We start from the raw sequence: 19,990 nt of genomic DNA, 5'->3' as shown, positions 1-19,990 counted from the left end.
AAGCAGATGCAACCGCTCGTCGATGCCGATTATTTCCTGACGATCGCGAACCAGACCATGTGGGTGCTGGCGCTCGCCGCCGCGCCGATCCTGATCCCGGCGCTGCTGTCGGGGCTGATCCTGGGCATGGTGCAGGCCGCGACGTCGATCCAGGAACAGACGCTGAGCTTCGTACCGAAGCTGATCGTGGTCGCGGTGTCGATCATGGTGTTCGGCGCGATGATCCTCGGCCTGTTGAGCGATTTCACGAACGAGATCTTTTCCCGCATCCCGGATCTGGTGCGCTAGCGGTGATACGTTTCCACCCCGTTACCCCGGCGCAGGCCGGGGTCCAGGGCCAAGCAGAACCGGTGTCCGCATCCAGGACTCTGGACCCCGGTCTACGCCGGGGTGACGCTTGTGTGAGCGCGGTGGCGCCGCGGCGAAGCCGCGTCGTCGAACGGGCGCGGCGCGCCCGCCGGCCGGGCTTCGCCGCGTGGCGCGCGGCGCGCGCGCTCTCGCCGCGTGCGCCATGCTAGGCTTCGGCCTTGCGATCGAGCCGCAGCTGTGGGCGCTGCTGTTCGTGATGGTGCGCGTGGGTGCGGCGTTCGTGTTCGCGCCCGTGTTCGGCAACGTGTCGGTGCCGCTGCCGGTGCGCGTCGCGCTGTCGGGCGCGATCGGGGTGATGGTGCTGGGCGCCAATCCCGTCACGCCGCCGGCGCAGATCTTCTCGCTCGTCACCTTCGTCGCGGTCGCGGCGGAATTGCTCGTCGGCCTCGCGCTCGGCTTCGTCTTGCAGATCGCGTTCGCCGCGCCGTTGATCGCGGGCGAGATCATCGGCGGATCGATGGGCATCGGCTTCGCCAACATGATCGATCCGAATTCCGGGCGGTCCAGCCCTGCGATCGGGCAGTTCCTGTCGATCCTGCTGACGCTGCTGTTCCTGTCGATGGACGGCCACCTGATGCTGGTCGACATGATCCTGCGCAGCTACACCGCGTTGCCGCCGGGTGCGGCGTGGATGACGACGGGGCAGTTGCGCGACATCGCGCTGTTCGGCGGCTATGCCTTCATGGCGGGACTGCTGCTGGCGCTGCCGGTCGGGTTCCTTTTGCTGTGCCTCAATCTCGTGCTCGGGATGCTGTCGCGGTCCGCGCCCGCGCTGAACCTGTTCGCGGTCGGCCTGCCCGCCAGCCTCGCCGCGGGCGTCGTCGCGCTCGCCATCGCGTTTCCGGCGATGGGTGATTTCATGCTGGTGATCGTGCGCGAGGGGCTCGACGCCACACAGGCGCTGGTGCTGGGCTGATGTCGGGCGAAAAGACCGAAGCACCAACCCAGAAGCGCAGGGACGATTCGCGCAAGAAGGGCGACATCCTCAAGAGCCGCGACCTGGCGACCGCTCTGGTCGTGCTGGCGGGCATATCGTGGATGATGTTCTTCGGTCCCAAGCTGGTGCGCGCCTGCCGTGAGGTGATGCGCGCCAGCTTCACCTTCGGGCGCGGCGAGGTGGAGGATTTCCGCCCCATGGCGCCGCTGCTGGAGGCGGGGTGGAAGCTGCTGCCGTCGCTGGGCACCCTGTTCGCGATCACCGTCGTCGCCGCGATCGTGAGCCAGGGCGCGCTGGGCAGCCTGACGTTCAACGGCGGGTTGCTGGCGCCCAAGGGCAACCGGCTGAACCCCGCGTCGGGGCTGAAGCGCATCTTCGGCATGAACGGGTGGATGGAACTGGGCAAGTCGTTGCTGAAGGTGCTGCTGCTCGGCTCGATCGGTGCGTACATGCTGTGGAAGACCGCGAACTTCAGCTTCGGCCTCGCCTCCACCGACATCGACCGGGCCATCGGGTCGCTGGGATCGACGTTGATGACGGTGTTGCTGGTGATGTCGCTGGGCCTCGTCGCCATCGCGATGTTCGACGTGCCGACGCAGATCATGCAGCTGCTGCGCAAGCTGCGCATGAGCAAGCAGGAGGTGCGCGACGAGCATAAGGAGAGCGAGGGCAATCCGGAGATGAAGGGGCATCTGCGCGCACGGCAGCGCGAGATGCTGTCAGGGGGCATGCGTAAGGCGATGGCGGAGGCGGACGTGGTGCTGACCAACCCGACGCATTTCGCGGTCGCGCTGCGCTACGATCGCGGGCGCGACCAGGTGCCGGTCGTCGTCGCCAAGGGGCGGGGCGCCACCGCGCTGGCGATCCGCGAGGTTGCGGCGGAGATGAAGGTGCAGGTGCTGGAATATCCGGCGCTGGCCCGTGCGGTCTATTACACCAGTCGCGAGGGGCAGGAGGTGCGCGACGACCTGTACCTGGCCATCGCGTCGGTCCTCGCCTTCGTGTTCGGGATCAACGCGGCACAGGGCGGCGTCGCGCAACCCGCGATCGAGGTGCCGCCGACCGCGCGGTTCGACGAAAACGGCAACCAGCAGGCGTAAAGGTGCGGCCCCGGCGGTCGTTTAGGAAGGGCGTATGGCAATCACCACGAGCACCACCGCGACGACCGCGACGACGACACCGGCGGCGACCACCGCCGGCGTGACGAAGTCGGCCGCGTCCTCGCTGCTCAAGTCGCTGGGCACTGGGTCCGATCTCGACATCGGAACCCTGGTCCCCTCGCTGGTCGAGGCGCAGTTCGCGGGTCGCCGCATGGCGCTGACCAAGCGGCAGGATGCGCTGACCGCGCAGATTTCCGGCGTCGCGACGCTGAAGAACACGATCACCGAATTCGCCAAGGCGCTGGACACGCTGGTCCGCGGCGGCACGCTGACGTCGCAGCCGGTCAGTTCGGCGCCGTCGACGCTGACCGCGAGCGCGCTGCCCGGCGCGGCACTGGCGGGGAGGACCGCCAGCCTGCGGGTCGACCGGCTGGCGGCGGCGCAGACCGCGGTGACCGTCACGCCGTTCGACAGCGCGACCGCGACGATCGGGACGGGCACGCTGACGATCACGACCGGGGGCAAGGCGGTCGCGATCGCGATCGGTGCGGACAAGGGCACGCCCGCGGGCATCGCGGCGGCGATCAACGCCAGCAAGGAGGCGGGGGTGACCGCCTCCGTCGTCACGGACGGCAGCGGGAAGGCGTATCTGTCGCTGCGCGGCGCGACCGGGGCGGCGCAGGCGTTCACGGTCACCAGCACGAGCGAGACGGGCGACCTGTCCGTCGTCGACGTCGGGGCGGGCGCCACCAATTCCACGATCACGCAGGCGGCCCGCAATGCGCAGCTGACCGTCGACGGCATCGCGATCGAACGCGCCTCCAACGAGGTCGCCGACGTCGTGGAGGGCATGAAGCTGACCCTGGTCGCCGAATCCGCGACCGCGGTGACGCTGACCAGCACGACGCCGACGGCGGCGCTGACCGGCGCGGTGAAGGATTTCGTCGCGACCTACAACGAAGTGCTGGCGATCCTGAAGGAGCAGACCGACCCGGTGACCGGGCCGCTGCGTGCCGATCCGGCGGCGCGGCAGATGGGCAACATGCTGCGCGGGCTGGCGTCCACGGTGCTGCTGCCCGGCGCGGCCGCGGGATCGCCGTCCACGCTGGCGTCGATCGGGGTGCGGACGACCCGGCAGGGGACGCTGGAGGTGGACGAGGCCGCGTTGACGACCGCGATGACCCGCTCGCCCGAAGCGGTGGAGGCGATGTTCGCGGTCACGACGGTCGCGGGCACGGGCCTCCAGTCCGCGATGGAATCGATGAAGTTCAACGCCAACAGCTTCGTCTACGGCCTGGGTGCGGCGGGGCAGCGCTATGCCGGCGCGAAATCGACGCTGGCCCAGCAGGCCACGCTGCTGGAGGCGCAGACGGAGAAACTGACCACGCGGATGACCGCGCAATTCTCCGCCATGAACACGCGCGTATCGGCGTACAAGGCGACGCAGAGCTACCTGCAACAGCAGGTCGACATGTGGACGAAGTCGGGCTGATGGCCTACGCCTCGGCCCTGCTGCGCGATCCGGCGCGCACCTATCGCGAGATCGACCTGGCCGGCCGCACCGCGACCGCGGACGGCCCGGCGCTGGTGCAGTTGCTGTACGACGAATTGTTGCAGGCGCTGCGTGCCGCCGCCTGGGCGGCGGAGCGTCGCCAGTTCAAGACGCGCAGCGACCGCGTCACCCGCGCCACCGCGATCCTGTTCGCGCTGGAGGCCAATCTGGACCATGACAAGGGCGGCGACGTCAGCGTCGCGCTCCAGCGCTTCTACGCCGGGTGCCGGCGGCAGGTGGTGGATGCCGCGATCGGCGAGGACGGCATGCCGTTCCGTCGCGTGGCCGACGAGCTGGACGAGATCGCGCAGGCCTGGCGACAGGTGCGGGCGGCCTGATTCGCGCGCGCGGCCTGTCGAGGACACCCGGCGGAAGTTCACAAAGTTGACGACACCGTGGGGGTGCGGATCCTTCCCCGCGATACGCCGGAGCCGGCGCGGGCGGGGGAGGGGCGGGACGATGCGAAAGAGCGTGGGTGCGGTATAGCGCGGCGGGGGGTGTGTAGGACAGGGGGGCAAGATCGGTCGCGAGCACGCGGGGGTAGCGTGTTCGCAATCTTCGCCAGTGGGAACATGACGGTCGCCGGCATGGCGACCCCCGTCATGCCGGGCCGCAGGAGCCGGGGCGGTCGTTTTTGCGGCACGGTGGACCCCGGAACACGTCCGGGGTGACGGGCTACAATTTCGTCGCCCGCTCCCGTTCTTCCTTCAGGTCGATGCCCAGCCGCTTGACGCGATAGTAGAAGGTTTCGCGCGGGATCCCCAGCAATGCGATCGTGCGGGCGACGTCGCCGCGCGCGGTGGCGATCGCCTCGCGGATCGCGCTGCGCTCGAACGCCTCGATGCGGCGCGGCAGCGTCTCGTCCGGGGACGCGTCGTCCGCGGGATCGAGGCCCAGGACCATCCGTTCCGCCGCCAGTTCCAGCTCGCGCACGTTGCCGGGCCAGTCGCGGCGCGCGGCGCGGTGCGCGGCCTCCGCCACGGCGGGCGCGGGGCGGCGGTGGCGGGTGGCGGCGGCGTCGACCGCGCGCGCGAAGAGCAGCGGTATGTCCGCGCGCCGTTCCGCCAGCGGGGGCATCCGCAGCGGCACACCCGCGATACGGTGGTACAGGTCGGGCAGGACGCGGTCGCGCGCGCCATCGCCGATCGCGGCGACGAGCCGCACGTCGACGGGATCGGGATCGGGCCGGTCCCACGCCACCGTGCGACGCTCCGCGAATTGCGCGAGGCGGTGTTGGAGGTCGGCGGTGGCGCGGTCGAGATTGTCGAGGAACAGCGTCCCCCGGTTCGCCTGCGCGATCGGGCCGGTGCGCGCGAACAGTTCGCGCTCCACGACCGCGGCGGGCAGGATCGCGCAGTCGAGCGACTGGAACCGGTGCCGCCCGCGCTTGCCCGCGCGATGGACGAGGCGCGCGAACAATTCCTTGCCGGTGCCGGTCTCGCCCTCGATCACCAGGTCCAGCGCGGCGTCGGACAGCATCGGGATCATCGCGCGCAGGCGGCGGATGTCGGGCGTCTCGCCCAGCAGCGTCTCCTCTGGTCCTGCGGCGGCGGCGCGCAGGCGGCGGTTCTCCAGCGCCAGCGCGCGGGCGGTCGCGGCGCGGCGGACCGCGGCGACGAGGTCCGCGCCGTCGAACGGCTTGGTCAGGAAATCCCACGCCCCCGCCTTCAGCGCGTCGACCGCCATCGCGACGTCGCCGTGCCCGGTCATCAGGATGACGGGCAGGTCGGGGTCGCGCGCCGACAGATGCCGGAACAGTTCGATCCCCGACATGCCGGGCATCCGCACGTCGCTGACCACCGGACCGGGGAAATCCTCCCCGACCGCGGCCAGCGCGGCGTTCCCGTCGGGAAAGGCGTGGACGGTGAAGCCCGCGAGGTCGAGCAGCTGCGCGGTGGCGGCGCGCAGGTCGTCGTCGTCGTCGACCAGCGTGACCTCGGCGGGGTCCGGGGTCATGCAGCACGCACCGTCAGGACGAAGGTGGCGCCCGCCCCGCCGTCCGCGAGCCGCAGCGCGCCGCCCATGTCGACCATGATGTCGTGCGCGATCGCTAGTCCGAGGCCGAGGCCGTCCTGCCGGCTGGTGGCGAAGGGGGTGAAGAGGCGCGGGGCGATGTCCGCGGCGATGCCCGGGCCGTTGTCGGCGATGACGACCGCGACCATGGCGCCGTCGCGCGCGACGGTGATCGCGATGCGCGGATCGGCGGTGTCGCGCAGCGCCTCGATCGCGTTCTGGAGCAGGTTGACGACCACCTGTTCCAGCCGGACGCGGCCGCACAGGACCGTGCGCGCGGGATCGGGCGCGGGGCGGTCGAGCGTCAGGCCGCGCAACTGTTCCTTCAGGATCAGCAGCGCGCCGTCGATCACCTCGTCCAGCGGCACCGCGCGCAGCTCGCCCGCGCGGCGGCGGCTGAAGCCGCGCAGTTCGGCGGTGACGGTGCCGATGCGGTCGGCGAGGCGGCGGATCGCGTCGAGGTTCGCACGGACGGTGGCGTGGTCGCCGCGGTCGAGCAGCGCAAGGCCGTTGTCGGCATAGGTGCGGATCGCGGCGACGGGCTGCGCGGTTTCGTGCGCGACGCTGGCGGTGATCTGGCCCAGCGTGGCGAGGCGGTTGGCCTGGCGCAGCCCCTCGCGCAGGGTCGCGGCGCGCGCCTCGCTGGCTGTGCGTTCCTCGATCTCGCGCGTCAGGTCCGCGGTGCGCGCGGCGACCGCCTCCTCCAGCTGCGCGGTGCGGCGGCGGGTCAGCAGCGCGCGCTGGCGCAGGCCCCAGGCGAGCGCGGCGACCGCGATCACCGCCAGCGCGGCGCCGATGCCCCAGCCGCGCGCCGCCGCCGCGGTCGCGCGGGCGGCGTCGCCGCGCAGCGTCAGCGTCCAGCCGTCCTGCGCCGCGGCGATGCTGCGCTCCACCTCGTTGCGGGCGGGGGCGGGGAGCGGGCGGAGCGCACCGGGGCGCAGGCTGGCGTCGGTGCGCAGCCGCGCGACCGTGGCGGGCGACAGCGGGCGCGTGGTGGCGAAGCGCCAGTCGGGGCGGCTGGCGACGACGACCATGCCCGCGGCGTCTCGGACGTAGGTGGTGCCGCCCGCCCGTCGCCACGCGCGCTCGATCCGGTCGAACTCCAGCTTCACGACCACGACCCCGCCGCCGTCGGTGCGGCGCGCGAGGTAGAGGCCGGGGCGGCCGCTGACGGTGCCGAGCGCGAATTGCGATGCCTCCCCGCGGGCGCGGGCGACGCGGTAATAGCGGCGGAAGCGATAGTCGCGGCCGACGAAGCTTTGCGGGCCCGCGAAGTTGCTGGCCGCGACCGCGCGCCCGGCGGGGCCGACGAGGTAGATGACCGCGGCGCCGGTGGTGCGCGCGAGCGCGCCCAGCTTGCGGTCCAGCACCGCGCGTGCGCCGGGGCGTCCGTCCAATGTGGCCAGGACGTCGCGGTCGGCGGACAGCGCGAGGGGGAGCAGGCGGAAGCGCGCGACCTCGCTGTCCAGGAAGGCGGCGCGCAGCTGGGCGTCGGTCGCGGTCTGCGCGGCGACGGCGGCGCGGGCGTAGCGGCCCGCCACCGTCGCGGCGACGGCGGCGGCGAGCGCCGCGACGACGAGGGTCGCGGCGATCCACCATGTCCAGCCGGGAAGCCGCGGGGCGCGCATGGGGGATATCCTAGGCGGGATCGGCGGTGGAGGCATCAGGGGTGTCTCGGAAGGTAGGGGGCGTAACGGCGGTCACGGGTGGTCCGTCACCCCGGACTTGTTCCGGGGTCCATCGTGCCGCGAGGGCAACGCTGTCTGCTCTCGCGGCACGATGGATGCCGGGACAAGCCCGGCATGACGGGGAGGATTGGGTGGATGAATCGCGTTTCACGTTGTGCGGATAGTTGCACATATATGAGAAGGGCTGTGCAGAAATTTGTGCGCCTCGACTGTAGGTGTGGGTTTAACTATCGAAAACGAAACGATAATCAAAAAAGCACAGAATCCCCTCCCCCCGCCGTCCCGTGGTGCGATGATGGCATCGACCCGGAACCCCGCGCCAGAACCGACGGGGACATGGAGAGGAACCGATGGCCCATTTTCCCGACATCCCCGCCACCCCGGACGACAGCCTCCGGCAGCGGCCGTGGTATGCGCATTTGTATCTGCAAGTGCTGGTCGCGATCGTCGCGGGCGTCCTGCTCGGGCATTTCGCGCCGCAGACGGGCGAGGCGATGAAGCCGATCGGCGATGGCTTCATCAAGCTGGTGAAGATGATTATCGCGCCGGTCATCTTCCTGACGATCGTCACGGGCATCGCGGGGATGCGCGACCTGTCGTCCGTGGGGCGCGTCGCGGGGAAGGCGTTCGCCTATTTCCTGTTCTTCTCCACGCTGGCGCTGGTCGTCGGGCTGATCGTCGCCAATGTCGTGCGGCCGGGAGCGGGGCTGAACATCGATCCCGCGACGCTGGATGCGGGCAAGATCGCGGATTACGCCGCGAAGGCGCACGAGACGACGCTGACCGGGTTCCTGCTGGGCGTCATCCCCGACACGTTCCTGTCCGCGCTGACCGAGGGCAACATCCTCCAGACGCTGTTCGTCGCGATCCTGTTCGGCATCGGCCTCGCCATGATCGGCGATCGCGGCACGCGCGTGCTGTCCGCGCTGGAGGACGTGTCGATCGCGGTGTTCAAGGTCGTCGCGATCCTGATGAAGGCCGCGCCGGTCGGCGCGTTCGGGGCGATGGCGTTCACGATCGGGAAGTACGGCGTCGGCACGCTGGCGAACCTGGCGATGCTGGTCGGCACCTTCTACCTGACCGCATTCCTGTTCGTCACGATCGTGCTGGGCGCGGTGTCGTGGTGGGCGGGATTCTCGATCTTCAAGCTGATCGCGTATCTGAAGGGCGAGTTGCTGCTGGTGCTGGGCACGTCCTCGTCCGAGAGCGCGCTGCCGAGCCTGATCGAAAAGATGGAGCGCGCGGGCTGCCCGAAGTCGATCGTCGGGCTGGTCGTGCCGACCGGCTATTCGTTCAACCTGGACGGCACCAACATCTACATGACGCTGGCCGCATTGTTCATCGCGCAGGCGTGCAACGTCGACCTGTCGCTGGGGCAGCAATTGCTGCTGCTGGGCGTCGCGATGCTGTCGTCCAAGGGCGCGGCGGGCGTGACGGGCGCGGGGTTCATCACGCTGGCGGCGACGTTGTCGATCGTGCCGACGGTGCCGGTGGCGGGCATGGCGCTGATCCTGGGCGTCGACCGGTTCATGAGCGAGTGCCGCAGCCTGACCAATTTCATCGGCAATGCGGTCGCCACGGTGGTCGTGTCGCGCTGGGAAGGGAAGCTGGACAAGGAACAGTTCGATCTCGCGCTCGCGGGCCGGTTGCCGCGGGTCGAGGATATGGCCCCCGGCGTCGTCGCGGCGGAGTAGGAGGATGCGCCCCCATCTCCTCGCGCTGGCGGGCGCCACCGCCCTGCTCGCACCCCCCGCCCTGGCGCAGGCCGTCGCGCCGAGCGAGGCGGGCGGCACGCGCAACCCCGCCAATCCCACCGTCACTTCCTATCCGCAGGCGGCGGTCGGGGACGGGGCGACGCCGGGCGGGTACAACCTGTCGCGCTGGGCGGAGGATTGGCGCGCGATGTGCGATCCCGCGAAGCGCCGCGACCCGATCGACGCGCTGAAATGCGTGAAGCTGGACGACGACGGCGACATCTACGCCACCTTTTCCGGCGAGGCGCGGCTGCGCGTCAATCACACCACCAATCCGGGCCTGCGCGACCGGCGTGCGCAGCGGCAGGACATCCGGCGTTTCTTCGGCGCGGTGGACCTGCATGTGGGCGAGCATCTGCGGCTGTTCGGCGAGGTCGCGCATGGCGGGATCTCGGGCGTCGAGCTGGGCGTGCCCGCCGCGACGCTGAAGAACGAATTCGTGGCGCAGCAATATTTCGTCGAGGCGACCGGCGATGTCGGCGGCGTGACGATCGGCGCGCGCTACGGGCGGCAGGAGTTCACCGACGGGCCGAACCTGCTGGTGTCGCAGCGCGACAACAACACCATCCGCTACACGCTGAACGGCTGGCGCGCGTGGGCGCGGACGGGGACGATGCGGATCGACGCGTTCGACATGAAGCCGACGCAATATGGCGACCTGGGCAGCGACGACGACGTGATCGATCCGGCGCGGCGCTTTTCCGGCGCGACCCTGGGATTCGTGGTGCCCAAGACGTGGTTCGGGGGATCGAAGCTGTACGTCGACCCCTTCTTCTGGCGGCGGCGCAACAAGGTGGGCGCGTGGGGCGGGCGGATCGGGCCGGCGACGCGCTATTACCTCGGCACGCGCGTGTGGGGCGATGCCGGGCCGGTGACGGTCGACTGGTCGGTGAACCACCAATGGGGGACGTACATCGACCAGCGGATCGACGCGTGGCAGGTGTTCCTGGCGCAGACGTACCGGCTGGGGAAGGATGCCACCGCGCCGCGGGTCGGCTTCCATGTCGATTACGCCAGCGGCGGGGGCGGGTATGGCGAGGGCAAGCTGCGCAATTCGTACGCCCCGTTCGGCAACAACATCTATTACAGCTACGCCCTGTTCCTGACGCCGTCGAACCTGATCGCGGTCGCGCCCAACGTCACGGTCTCGCCCGCGAAGGCGCTGCGCGTGACCGCGGAATATCAGCTGGCGTGGCGCGACGACACGCGCGACGCGGTCTACCGCGCCAACGGCCAGCCGTTTCCGGGGACGCAGAACGTGCGCGCGGCGAAGATCGGCGACGTCGCGCGGTTGCAGGCGGTGTGGACGATCACGCCGCGCCTGTCCCTGACCGGGCGGTACGAGCATCTGTTCGCGGGACCGTCGCTGACGCGGGCGGGATATGCGGATTCGGACTTCGCCGCAGGGTGGCTGAGTTTTCGGTTCTAGGAGGTCGGTTCGCGCGCAGGCGCGAAGACGCGAAGAAGGAAGGTTGGGTTCGCGCGGAGGCGCGGAGACGCGGAGGTGGCGCGATCGAGGCGGGCGGCAGCCCTTCATGATCGGGCCGTGGGATGACGGCGCGCTGCCGCGCGCGGGACACCTTCGCGTCTTCGCGTCGTCGCGCGAACCATGTCACGGCGATGTCGCCACGGGAGTATTCGATGATCCATGCCGCCGCGCGGGCCTTGCTCGCCGATCCGCTGACCAACAAGGGCACCGCGTTCACCGAGCAGGAGCGCGACCGGTTCGGGCTGCACGGCCTCTTGCCGCCGCATATCGGGACGCTCGACAGCCAGATCGACCGGCGGCGCCGCGCGCTGGAGGCGTTGCCCGACGATTTCCACCGCTACGCCTTCCTGCGTGAGTTGCAGGACACGAACGAGGTGTTGTTCCAGGCCCTGGTGCAGAGCGACCTGCCGCGGATGCTGCCGCTGGTCTATACGCCCACCGTCGGGGAGGGGTGCCAGCGGTTCAGCGAGATCTGGCGGCGGCCGCGGGGGCTGTTCCTGTCGTGGCCCAATCGCGGGCGGATCGCGGATATCCTGTCCGATCCGGCGCTGGATCGCGTGAAGGTGATCGTGGTGTCGGACGGCGAACGTATCCTGGGACTGGGCGACCAGGGCGCGGGGGGCATGGGCATCCCGATCGGGAAGCTGGCGTTGTATACCGCGTGTGCGGGCATCCACCCGGGCGAGGTGCTGCCGATCCTGCTCGACGTCGGCACCGACAATCCCAAGCTGCGCGACGATCCGCTGTATGTCGGCTGGCGCCATGCCCGCGTGCGTGGCGACGATTACGACGCCTTCGTCGAGGATTTCGTCGCGGCGGTGGCGGCGCGGTGGCCCAATGTGCTGTTGCAGTGGGAGGATTTCGCGGGCGCCAACGCCTATCGCCTGCTGCACCGCTATCGCGACCGGTTGCTGTGCTTCAACGACGACATCCAGGGGACGGCCGCGACCGCGGTCGGCGCGCTGCTGGCAGCGGTGGCGCGGACCGGGCGCGCGCTGGCGGAACAGCGCGTCGTCATCGTCGGCGCGGGCGCGGCGGGGATGGGGATCGCGGACCTCCTGATCGACGCGATGGTCGCGGACGGGACGGCGCGCGAGGTCGCGACCCGCGCGATCTGGGCGGTCGACCGCGACGGGCTGGTGATGCGCGGAAGCGCGAGCGGGGAGGCGCAGGCGTCGCTGGCGCGCGATCCGCACGAGGTCGCGGGCTGGAGCGGGACCGGGCTGGACCAGGTCGTGGCGCAGGTGAAGCCGACGATCCTGATCGGGACGTCGGGCCAGCCGGGCGCGTTCGGCGAGAGCGTGGTGCGCGCCATGGCGGCGGGTGTCGAGCGGCCGATCATCTTCCCCTTGTCCAACCCGGTATCGCATTGCGAGGCGCATCCCGACGACCTGCTGGCGTGGACCGACGGCAAGGCGATCGTGGGCACGGGCAGCCCGTTCGGCGTGGCGGGCGTGGCGCAGGTCAACAACGTGTACATCTTCCCCGGGGTGGGGCTGGGCGCGCTGGCGAGCGGGGCGCACCGCGTCAGCGACGGCATGTTCCTGGCCGCGGCACGCGCGCTGGCGGCGGCGTGCCCGACGCAGGGCGCGGACCTGCTGCCGCCGCTGACCCGGTTGCGCGATACCGCGCGCGGCGTGGCGCAGGCGGTCGCGGCAGCGGCCGCGGCGGACGGATCGGCGCTGCACCGCAATGCGCCGCCCGCGGTGCCCGCGATGTGGGAACCGGCCTATTCCTGATCCGCGCGCGCCGGTATGGCGCGGGGCATGATCGATCATGTCGCCATCATCGGGGCGGGCTTTTCGGGGACGCTGCTGGCGGTCAACCTGCTGCGGTGCGACGGGCCGCGCGCCACGCTGATCGAGCGCGCGCCGGTGGCGGGGCAGGGCGTTGCGTACGGCACCGTGCATCGCGACCACGTACTGAACGTGCGCGCCGCGAACATGAGCGCGTTTCCCGACGAGCCGGATCATTTCCTCCGCTGGCTGGAGGCGCGCGGGGTCGCGGCGACGGGGGCGTCGTTCGTGCCGCGCGCGGTGTACGGCGAGTATCTGCGCGACCTGCTGGCGGCGGCGCGGGCGGCGGCACCGGGGCGGCTGGCGGTCGTTTCCGGCGATGCGGTCGATGTCGCGCGCGGGAGGGGCGTGCGCGTCCTGCTGGCGGACGGGGGCGCGGTGGCGGCGGATGCGGCGGTGCTGGCGGTCGGGAATTTGCCGCCGCACCTGCCGCGCGGGCTGGAGGGGGCGGCGGAATCGCTCTGCTATCGCGGCGATCCGTGGGACCCGGCGGCGACCGCGGGGCTGGGGGACGAGGACACGGTCCTGCTGCTGGGCACCGGGCTGACGATGGTCGACGTCGCGCTGGCGCTGGAGGCGCGGGGGTTCGGCGGGCGGATCGTGGCGGTGTCGCGGCGGGGCCTGGTGCCGCATCGCCACGCGTCGTCGCCGGCGAACGAGGCGCCGATCGCGGAACGACCGCGCGGCGGGCTGGCGACGCTGTTGCATAGAGGGCGCGTGCGGGCGGAGGCGATCGGGTGGCGCAATGCGGTGGACGAGCTGCGTCCGTATACGCAGGCGATGTGGGGGCAGGCGGACAGACACGCGCGGGCGCGGTTTCTGCGCCACCTGCGCCCGTGGTGGGACGTGCATCGCCACCGGCTGGCGCCCGTCGTCGCCGACCGGATCGCGCGGATGATCGCCGGCGGGCGGCTGACCGTCTTGGCGGCGAAGCCCGTCGCGGCGGCGGCGGTCGACGGCGGGCTGGCGGTGTCGCTGCGGCGGCGGGGGGGCGACGTGGTTGAGCGGATCGTGGTGCGGCGGCTGGTCAATTGCACCGGGCCGCAGGGCGACCTGTCGCGCACCGGCGAGCCGCTGCTGGCGACGCTGACCGCGCGGGGGCTGATCCGGCCCGATGCCGAGCATCTGGGGATCGACGTCGACGGCGTCGCGCGGACGGTCGCGATGGATGGGACGGTGGACGACCGGCTGTACGCGATCGGTCCGATGACGCGCGGCGCGTTCTGGGAGATCGTGGCGGTGCCCGATATCCGGCGGCAGGCATGGGACCTGGCACGGCGGCTGTCGAACGCGCATTGGGTGGGTGGCGAGGGGCTGTAGCCTGATCCGCATCAGCGCGATGCGGCGGACACAACGGGGGCTGGCTTCGTTCGTGGGGGGAACAGTGAGGTCCCCCATGACAGATTCGACGACGCGCAACCCCGGCAACGGCGGCGAGACGCACCAGCGCGCGGGCGGCGACGTGCCCGTGCTGACCACCAATCACGGCGTGCCGATCGGCGACAACCAGAACAGCCTGAAATCCGGCGCGCGCGGGCCGACGCTGCTGGAGGATTTCGTCCTTCGCGAGAAGATCTTCCATTTCGATCACGAGCGGATTCCCGAACGGATCGTCCACGCACGCGGCAGCGGCGCGCACGGCGTGTTCGAGGCGACCGACGATATCGCCGACCTGTCGAAGGCGGCGGTGTTCGCGAAGGGCGAGAAGACCGAGGTGTTCGTCCGCTTCTCCACCGTCGCGGGTGGCGCGGGATCGGTCGACACGCCGCGCGACGTGCGTGGGTTCGCGGTGAAATTCTACACCAGCGAGGGCAATTGGGACCTGGTCGGCAACAACATCCCGGTGTTCTTCATTCAGGATGCGATCAAGTTCCCCGACCTGGTCCATGCGGTGAAGATGGAGGCGGATCGCGCCTATCCGCAGGCGGGCAGCGCGCACGACACCTTCTGGGACTGGGCGTCGCTGATGCCCGAATCGACCCACATGCTGATGTGGGCGATGTCGGACCGGACGCTGCCGCGGTCGCTGCGCACGATGGAGGGGTTCGGGGTCCATACGTTCAAGCTGGTGAACGCCGAGGGCAAGGCCAGCTTCGTCAAGTTCCACTGGAAGCCGCGGCTGGGGTTGCAGTCGACGGTGTGGGACGAGACGCTGAAGTTGCAGGCGGCGGACAACGACTATCACCGCCGCGACCTGTGGGAGGCGATCGATACCGGCGCGTTTCCGCAATGGGACTTAGGGATTCAGGTGTTCGACGAGGCGTTCGCGCGCGCGCAGCCGTATGACGTGCTGGACGCGACGAAGCTGATCCCGGAGGAGGACGTGCCGGTCCGGCTGATCGGGACGCTGACGCTCAATCGCAACGTCGACAATTTCTTCGCCGAGACGGAGCAGGTCGCGTTCCTGCCGACGAACATCGTGCCGGGGATCGATTTTTCGAACGATCCGCTGCTTCAGGGGCGGCTGTTCAGCTACCTCGATACGCAGAATTCGCGGCTGGGGACGACGAACTTCCACCAGATCCCGATCAATGCGCCGCGCTGCCCGTTCGGCAACTTTCAGCGCGACGGGAAGATGCAGACGCAGGTGCCCAAGGGCCGCGCGAACTACGAGCCCAACAGCCTGGCCGAACATGGCGAGGACGGCGGGCCGCGTGAAAGCGTGGAGCGCGGCTTCGCGACGGTGAATGCCGCGACGGGCGACGACGAGCAGGGCGACAAACTGCGCATCCGCGCCGACCTGTTCGCGGATCATTATAGCCAGGCGCGACTGTTCTACCGTTCGCAGACCGAGAACGAGCAGGCGCATATCGCGTCGTCATTCGTGTTCGAACTGTCGAAGGTCGGACTGCTCGACAAGGTGCCGCCGCGGATGGTGGCGAATCTGCGCAACGTCGACGAGGATCTGGCGAAGCGGGTCGCGGACGGGCTGGGCATCGACCTGCCCGAAAAGGCGGCGGCGGCGCGTGAGCCGGTGGACATGGACGCGTCCGACGCGCTGTCGATCCAGAAGAACATGAAGGACACGCTGGAAGGGCGCGCGATCGGCATCCTGTTCGCGGACGGGACCGATGCGGGCGAGCTGGACGCGGTCGTCGCCGCGGTCGAGGCGGCGGAGGCGAAGGCCGTGCTGATCGCGCCGAAGGTCGGCGGCGCGACCTTGTCCGACGGGTCGATGCGCAAGGCGGACGGGCAATTGGCAGGCACGCCCAGTCAGTTGTTCGACGCGGTCGCGATCGTGCTGTCGGACCAGGGCACGAAGGCGTTGCTGAAGGAAGGCGCGGCGGTGCAGTTCGCGATGGACGCGTTCGGGCATCTGAAGGCGATCGGCGCGAGCGCGGCGGCCAAGCCCCTGCTGGACAAGGCGGGCGTGGAGGCGGACGCGGGCGTCACCGACCTGGACGGGTTCGTCGCGGCGGCGTCGCGGCGCTTCTACGATCGCGAGCCGGGGGTGCGCACGCTGGCGTGACGCCCTTGAAATCGGGGCAGGCGCGGCGCATCTATGCTGCACTGCAATAAACCGGCGCGCGCGAGGCAGTCGTGTCGCGCGGGGCCTGCCCCGACTGTCGCAGCCAAGGGGGCGTCATGCGCTCGATTTCCGATACCGTCGATCGCCTGCGCCGCGCAGGGATGGCGATGCCCGCCTTCGACGGCGCAGGCGGTGCCGCGGCGCCGGGCTTGACCCCCTTGGGGGAATTCGGCGCCAATCCGGGCGATTTGCTGGGGTTCGTGCATGTCCCGGCGGATCTGCCCGCGGGCGCGCCTCTGGTCGTCGTCCTGCACGGCTGTACGCAGGATGCGGCGGGGTACGACCGCGGATCGGGCTGGTCCATGCTGGCGGAGCGGCACGGCTTCGTCGTCCTGTTCGCGCAGCAGCAGCGCGGCAACAACCCCAATGCGTGCTTCAACTGGTTCGTTGCGGAGGACACGCGACGCGGCGGCGGGGAGGCGGCGTCGATCCGGGCGATGATCGCCGCGGTCGTGACGCGGCACGCGATCGATCCGGCGCGCGTGTTCGTGACCGGCCTGTCGGCGGGCGGGGCGATGGCCTCCACGATGCTGGCCACCTATCCCGACGTCTTCGCCGGCGGGGCGATCGTCGCGGGCCTGCCGCACGGCGTCGCGCACACGATGCCCGAGGCGTTCGACCGGATGCGCGGCCACGGCTACCATGCGGCGACGCTGGGCGCGAAGGTCCGTGCGGCGTCGGATCATCGCGGCCCGTGGCCGACCGTGTCGGTGTGGCACGGGACCGCGGACCGGACCGTCGACGTCGCGAACGCGGCGATGATCGTGGAGCAGTGGCGCGACGTCCACGGCCTGGGCGATCCCGACGTGAAGGGCGATACCTATCGCGCGTGGCGCGACGACGGCGGCCGGACGCTGATCGAGGAGCGGCTGATCCCCGGCATGGGGCATGGCACGCCGATCGCGACGACGGGGGCGGAGGCGTGCGGGACGCCGATGCCCTACATGCTGGATGCGGGTATCTCCTCCACCTATCGCATCGCGGCGTCCTGGGGGATCGTGCCGGCGGAGGCACCCGCGGTCGCGCCGGGTGCCGCGGCGCAGGCCGCCCCCGCGGCGACGGCCGGGGCGTTCGATCCGGCGCGGATGATCGACGATGCGCTGCGCGCCGCGGGGCTGATCCGGCCGTGAGGCTGCGCATCCGGCACGACACCGTCTATCGCTATGCGCGGCCGGTCCGGTTGCTGGACCATCGCCTGCTGGTATCGCCGCGGCAGCATCACGACATCCGGCTGCTGCATTCCGCGCTGACGATCGATCCGGCGGCCCGGATCGTGTGGCACGAGGATGCGGCGGGGAACAGCGTGGCGACCGCGCTTTTCGCCCGCGACGCGACGATATTGTCGATCCGGGCGGAGCACGAGCTGGACCATCGCGCCGAGGCGTATCCGATCTATCGCCTCGACCCCGGCGCGCATCGCTATCCCTTCGCCTACGACCCCGACGACCTCGCGCTGATCGGCCCCGCATTGGTGGACGGGGCGGTCGACCCCGTCACCGACGCGTGGGTTTCGGCATTCCGCGGGCGGGCGGGGGACGACACGCTGACCCTGTTGAAGGCGCTGAACGAGGAGATCGGCGCGGGGATCGCCTATTCGACGCGCGAGGAGGAAGGGACGCGCAGCCCCGCGGAGACGCTGACGCTGCGCAGCGGATCGTGCCGCGACCTGGCGGCGCTGTTCCTCGCCGCCGCGCGCCGGCTGGGCTTCGCCGCGCGGGCGGCGTCGGGCTATCTGTTCGATCCGGGCATGGCGGCGGGTGACGTCGGCGCGACGCATGCGTGGTGCGAGGTGTTCGTGCCGGGCGCGGGGTGGATCGCGTTCGATCCCACGCAACGGCGTATCGGCGCCGCCGGACTGGTCGCCACCGCGGTCGGTGCGACGAGCGAGGCGATCCTGCCCGTCGTCGGCAATTTCGCGGGCGAGCGCACCGATTTCGTCGGCATGACGGTGGACGTGAGCGTCACCGCGGCCTGAGTCACGTCCCGGCGGCGTGCGCTGACGACGCTACGCCGCCGCGTCGGGCAGCGAGACGAGGATCAGGCTGATATTGTCGCTGCCGTCGCGCTGGAGCGCGGCGGTCAGGAGGCGGTCGGCGGCGGTATCGAGCGGTTCGCGCGGCAGGAAGTCGCGATCGACCAATGCGCGCGACGCGCCGTCGGAACACAGGAACAGGGCGTCGCCCGCGCGGACCTCCACCGTCACGCGCGCCAGGTCGGGCGCGGGCTGCACCCCCAGCGCACGGGTGATGACGTGCCCCCGCGGATGGCGGGCGGCGTCGGCGGGGTCGAGCAGGCCCGCGTCGACCAGTTCCTGAACCACGCTGTGGTCGCGCGTCAGCTGGCGGCAGGCGCCGTCGCGCAGCAGGTAGCAGCGGCTGTCCCCCGCCCAGATGACGGTCGCGGTCGTGCCGTCCAGGTGAAGCGCGACGATCGTGGTGCCCCCCGGCGCCGGACCGGCGGCGATCCGCGCGCCTGCGTCGTGGAGCGCGGTCGCGATCGTCGCGGCGGTGATGCGTGCGTCGTCGTCGGCCAGTGCGGCCAGCGCGGCGACCGCGGTCTGCGCCGCGACGTCGCCCGCGCTATGCCCGCCCATGCCGTCGGCGATCGCCCACAGGCCGCGATCGGGGCGGTCGAGCAGGCGGTCCTCGTTCACCGTCCGGACGCGGCCGACGTGCGTGCGGGCGACCGATGCGAGTCGGAGCGGCGGGGCGGGGCGGCGCCAGCGCGCGAGCAATACGCTCACGACCTGCCGACCGGGGCGGGGCGTCCGGCGGCGTCGTAGGCGGCGACGAAGGCGTGGTCCAGCGAGCCGGGGCGCTGCTCCGTCAATTGTCGGTCGAGGTCGGCGTGACGCGCGGCGACCTCCTCCATCTGCGCCGCGGCGCGGCTTTTCAGCAAGGCGCCGCGCTTCGCCGCCGCGGTGTCGATGGCGGCGGGATCGAAGCTGTCGACCGCGGTGCGAAGGGACGCGCGCAACCCGGCGAAGCTGGCGACGAGGTGCTGCTTCACGTCGCGGAACGAGGCCTGCAACGCGGCGGGGCCGGACAGGAAGCCGGTCGATCCCGCCAGCAGCAGGTCCACCGCCAGCCGCTGCGTCGGGGCCCATTTGAAGGGATTGTTGTCCGCCCCGCTGATCGTGGTCCGGGTCAGCTGGAAGGCGGCGCGCGCGCGGTCGCGCTCCCCCATCAGGTCGCCGACGCCCAGCACCATCTGGCGATAGACCGCGCCGAGGCGGTGCATGATCTCCGCCGGATCCTCCCCCGACAGTTGCGAACCGTCGAGGCCCGCGCCCTGGCAGAACGATTCCAGCAGCGAACCGTCGCCGGGGCCGGCGGGAAGCGGGGGAGCGATCCGGTCGTCCGCCCAGTCGGCCGGCACCTCGGTCGAGGTGCCCAGCGGGGGGCGCAGGACCATCGTGCGGCCGTCGTCGACATGGACGTCGCCGTGCGGCGCGTGGGTCGCGACGATGCGGAAGCGGCCGAGGCGGAAGGCGCTGGGCACGGGCAGCGGCACCGCGATCGCATCGGGCAGGCGATCGCCCGACAGATCGTCGAAGACGCCGTTGGCGCCCAGCGCGGTCAGCGACAGCGCAGGGCCGTCGACCGCGACCTCGCAATGCGCGCGCGACAGGGCGCAGTCGGGATCGGCGATCGGCCAGTCGGCGGCGGCGTCGCGACCGATCCGCAGGATCCCGTCGCGGATCAGGCGCGCGTCGACGGGCTGGATCGCATCCGCCTCGTCGAACAATTGCAGCATGTACATG

The 19,990-nt window shown here is 71.0% G+C and carries 16 protein-coding genes; 12 read left to right on the top strand and 4 right to left on the bottom strand.

What is annotated here, in order from left to right; all coding sequences use genetic code 11:
* The first annotated feature begins 6 nt into the window (after positions 1 to 6).
* From fliQ to ASG29_RS00770, 5 genes are all read left to right on the top strand, one after another.
* Positions 7 to 288 (top strand): flagellar biosynthesis protein FliQ, encoded by a 282-nt coding sequence (gene fliQ / locus ASG29_RS00790; protein ID WP_055978782.1) that lies wholly within the window; start codon positions 7 to 9, stop codon positions 286 to 288.
* Between the two features lie 223 nt (positions 289 to 511).
* Positions 512 to 1,285 (top strand): flagellar biosynthetic protein FliR, encoded by a 774-nt coding sequence (gene fliR, locus ASG29_RS00785; RefSeq protein ID WP_055980634.1) that lies wholly within the window; start codon positions 512 to 514, stop codon positions 1,283 to 1,285.
* Positions 1,285 to 2,406: a flagellar biosynthesis protein FlhB gene (locus ASG29_RS00780; RefSeq protein ID WP_055978779.1), complete on the top strand. Its 1,122-nt coding sequence runs from the start codon at positions 1,285 to 1,287 to the stop codon at positions 2,404 to 2,406. Before fliR ends, ASG29_RS00780 begins: the two co-directional genes overlap by 1 nt.
* A 34-nt stretch (positions 2,407 to 2,440) precedes the next feature.
* Entirely contained in the window at positions 2,441 to 3,898 is a 1,458-nt protein-coding gene (fliD, locus tag ASG29_RS00775) for a flagellar filament capping protein FliD (RefSeq protein WP_055978776.1), read from the top strand.
* Positions 3,898 to 4,296, top strand: a complete 399-nt coding sequence (locus ASG29_RS00770; protein WP_055980632.1) for a flagellar protein FliS — start codon at positions 3,898 to 3,900, stop codon at positions 4,294 to 4,296. Before fliD ends, ASG29_RS00770 begins: the two co-directional genes overlap by 1 nt.
* 337 nt (positions 4,297 to 4,633) lie before the next feature.
* Here the strand turns inward: ASG29_RS00770 and ASG29_RS00765 are convergent, their stop codons facing one another.
* Both ASG29_RS00765 and ASG29_RS00760 read right to left on the bottom strand, forming a co-directional pair.
* Entirely contained in the window at positions 4,634 to 5,914 is a 1,281-nt protein-coding gene (locus ASG29_RS00765) for a sigma-54-dependent transcriptional regulator (RefSeq protein ID WP_055978773.1), read from the bottom strand.
* The gene (locus tag ASG29_RS00760; protein ID WP_055978770.1) at positions 5,911 to 7,599 is read right to left on the bottom strand and encodes an ATP-binding protein; all 1,689 of its coding nucleotides are present in this window, start codon (positions 7,597 to 7,599) and stop codon (positions 5,911 to 5,913) included. The genes ASG29_RS00765 and ASG29_RS00760 overlap by 4 nt, the downstream gene beginning before the upstream one ends.
* 410 nt (positions 7,600 to 8,009) lie before the next feature.
* On the opposite strand from ASG29_RS00760, the gene ASG29_RS00755 reads away from it, so the two are divergent.
* The 7 genes from ASG29_RS00755 to ASG29_RS00725 all read left to right on the top strand — a co-directional run bounded on the left by ASG29_RS00755 (position 8,010) and on the right by ASG29_RS00725 (position 18,202).
* Positions 8,010 to 9,353: a dicarboxylate/amino acid:cation symporter gene (locus ASG29_RS00755; protein ID WP_055978768.1), complete on the top strand. Its 1,344-nt coding sequence runs from the start codon at positions 8,010 to 8,012 to the stop codon at positions 9,351 to 9,353.
* Between the two features lie 4 nt (positions 9,354 to 9,357).
* Positions 9,358 to 10,842: an alginate export family protein gene (locus tag ASG29_RS00750; protein WP_055978765.1), complete on the top strand. Its 1,485-nt coding sequence runs from the start codon at positions 9,358 to 9,360 to the stop codon at positions 10,840 to 10,842.
* 191 nt (positions 10,843 to 11,033) lie between these two features.
* Entirely contained in the window at positions 11,034 to 12,641 is a 1,608-nt protein-coding gene (locus ASG29_RS00745; protein ID WP_055980629.1) for an NAD-dependent malic enzyme, read from the top strand.
* A gap of 27 nt (positions 12,642 to 12,668) precedes the next feature.
* The gene (locus ASG29_RS00740) at positions 12,669 to 14,018 is read left to right on the top strand and encodes an FAD/NAD(P)-binding protein (RefSeq protein WP_055980626.1); all 1,350 of its coding nucleotides are present in this window, start codon (positions 12,669 to 12,671) and stop codon (positions 14,016 to 14,018) included.
* Positions 14,019 to 14,094: 76 nt separating this feature from the next.
* Positions 14,095 to 16,167 (top strand): catalase, encoded by a 2,073-nt coding sequence (locus ASG29_RS00735; protein ID WP_055978762.1) that lies wholly within the window; start codon positions 14,095 to 14,097, stop codon positions 16,165 to 16,167.
* Positions 16,168 to 16,283: 116 nt separating this feature from the next.
* The gene (locus tag ASG29_RS00730; protein ID WP_055978759.1) at positions 16,284 to 17,357 is read left to right on the top strand and encodes an alpha/beta hydrolase family esterase; all 1,074 of its coding nucleotides are present in this window, start codon (positions 16,284 to 16,286) and stop codon (positions 17,355 to 17,357) included.
* The gene (locus tag ASG29_RS00725) at positions 17,354 to 18,202 is read left to right on the top strand and encodes a transglutaminase family protein (protein WP_055978756.1); all 849 of its coding nucleotides are present in this window, start codon (positions 17,354 to 17,356) and stop codon (positions 18,200 to 18,202) included. Before ASG29_RS00730 ends, ASG29_RS00725 begins: the two co-directional genes overlap by 4 nt.
* Before the next feature lie 30 nt (positions 18,203 to 18,232).
* On the opposite strand, the gene ASG29_RS00720 is transcribed toward ASG29_RS00725, so the two are convergent.
* Positions 18,233 to 18,970 carry a PP2C family protein-serine/threonine phosphatase gene (locus ASG29_RS00720; RefSeq protein WP_235532718.1) on the bottom strand — a complete coding sequence of 246 codons (738 nt, stop codon included), beginning with the start codon at positions 18,968 to 18,970 and terminating at the stop codon, positions 18,233 to 18,235.
* Positions 18,967 to 19,989, bottom strand: a complete 1,023-nt coding sequence (locus ASG29_RS00715; RefSeq protein ID WP_055978750.1) for a type VI secretion system-associated FHA domain protein — start codon at positions 19,987 to 19,989, stop codon at positions 18,967 to 18,969. Before ASG29_RS00715 ends, ASG29_RS00720 begins: the two co-directional genes overlap by 4 nt.
* Position 19,990 lies beyond the last annotated feature (1 nt).

It is taken from the genome of Sphingomonas sp. Leaf412, assembly GCF_001425405.1.
GTDB lineage: Bacteria > Pseudomonadota > Alphaproteobacteria > Sphingomonadales > Sphingomonadaceae > Sphingomonas.
Note: the sequence above shows the minus strand (reverse complement) of the source record. Positions and strands in the feature narration are given on the sequence as shown.

What these genes read in the sequence shown, in the direction of transcription:
- ASG29_RS00765 (WP_055978773.1), bottom strand. Translation starts at nt 5,914, where the DNA reads ATGACCCCGGACCCCGCCGAGGTCACGCTGGTCGACGACGACGACGAC.
- ASG29_RS00730 (WP_055978759.1), top strand. Translation starts at nt 16,284, where the DNA reads ATGCGCTCGATTTCCGATACCGTCGATCGCCTGCGCCGCGCAGGGATG.
- fliD (WP_055978776.1), top strand. Translation starts at nt 2,441, where the DNA reads ATGGCAATCACCACGAGCACCACCGCGACGACCGCGACGACGACACCG.
- ASG29_RS00715 (WP_055978750.1), bottom strand. Translation starts at nt 19,989, where the DNA reads ATGTACATGCTGCAATTGTTCGACGAGGCGGATGCGATCCAGCCCGTC.
- ASG29_RS00760 (WP_055978770.1), bottom strand. Translation starts at nt 7,599, where the DNA reads ATGCGCGCCCCGCGGCTTCCCGGCTGGACATGGTGGATCGCCGCGACC.
- ASG29_RS00745 (WP_055980629.1), top strand. Translation starts at nt 11,034, where the DNA reads ATGTCGCCACGGGAGTATTCGATGATCCATGCCGCCGCGCGGGCCTTG.
- ASG29_RS00735 (WP_055978762.1), top strand. Translation starts at nt 14,095, where the DNA reads ATGACAGATTCGACGACGCGCAACCCCGGCAACGGCGGCGAGACGCAC.
- ASG29_RS00770 (WP_055980632.1), top strand. Translation starts at nt 3,898, where the DNA reads ATGGCCTACGCCTCGGCCCTGCTGCGCGATCCGGCGCGCACCTATCGC.
- ASG29_RS00750 (WP_055978765.1), top strand. Translation starts at nt 9,358, where the DNA reads ATGCGCCCCCATCTCCTCGCGCTGGCGGGCGCCACCGCCCTGCTCGCA.
- ASG29_RS00755 (WP_055978768.1), top strand. Translation starts at nt 8,010, where the DNA reads ATGGCCCATTTTCCCGACATCCCCGCCACCCCGGACGACAGCCTCCGG.
- fliQ (WP_055978782.1), top strand. Translation starts at nt 7, where the DNA reads ATGCAACCGCTCGTCGATGCCGATTATTTCCTGACGATCGCGAACCAG.
- fliR (WP_055980634.1), top strand. Translation starts at nt 512, where the DNA reads ATGCTAGGCTTCGGCCTTGCGATCGAGCCGCAGCTGTGGGCGCTGCTG.
- ASG29_RS00740 (WP_055980626.1), top strand. Translation starts at nt 12,669, where the DNA reads ATGATCGATCATGTCGCCATCATCGGGGCGGGCTTTTCGGGGACGCTG.
- ASG29_RS00780 (WP_055978779.1), top strand. Translation starts at nt 1,285, where the DNA reads ATGTCGGGCGAAAAGACCGAAGCACCAACCCAGAAGCGCAGGGACGAT.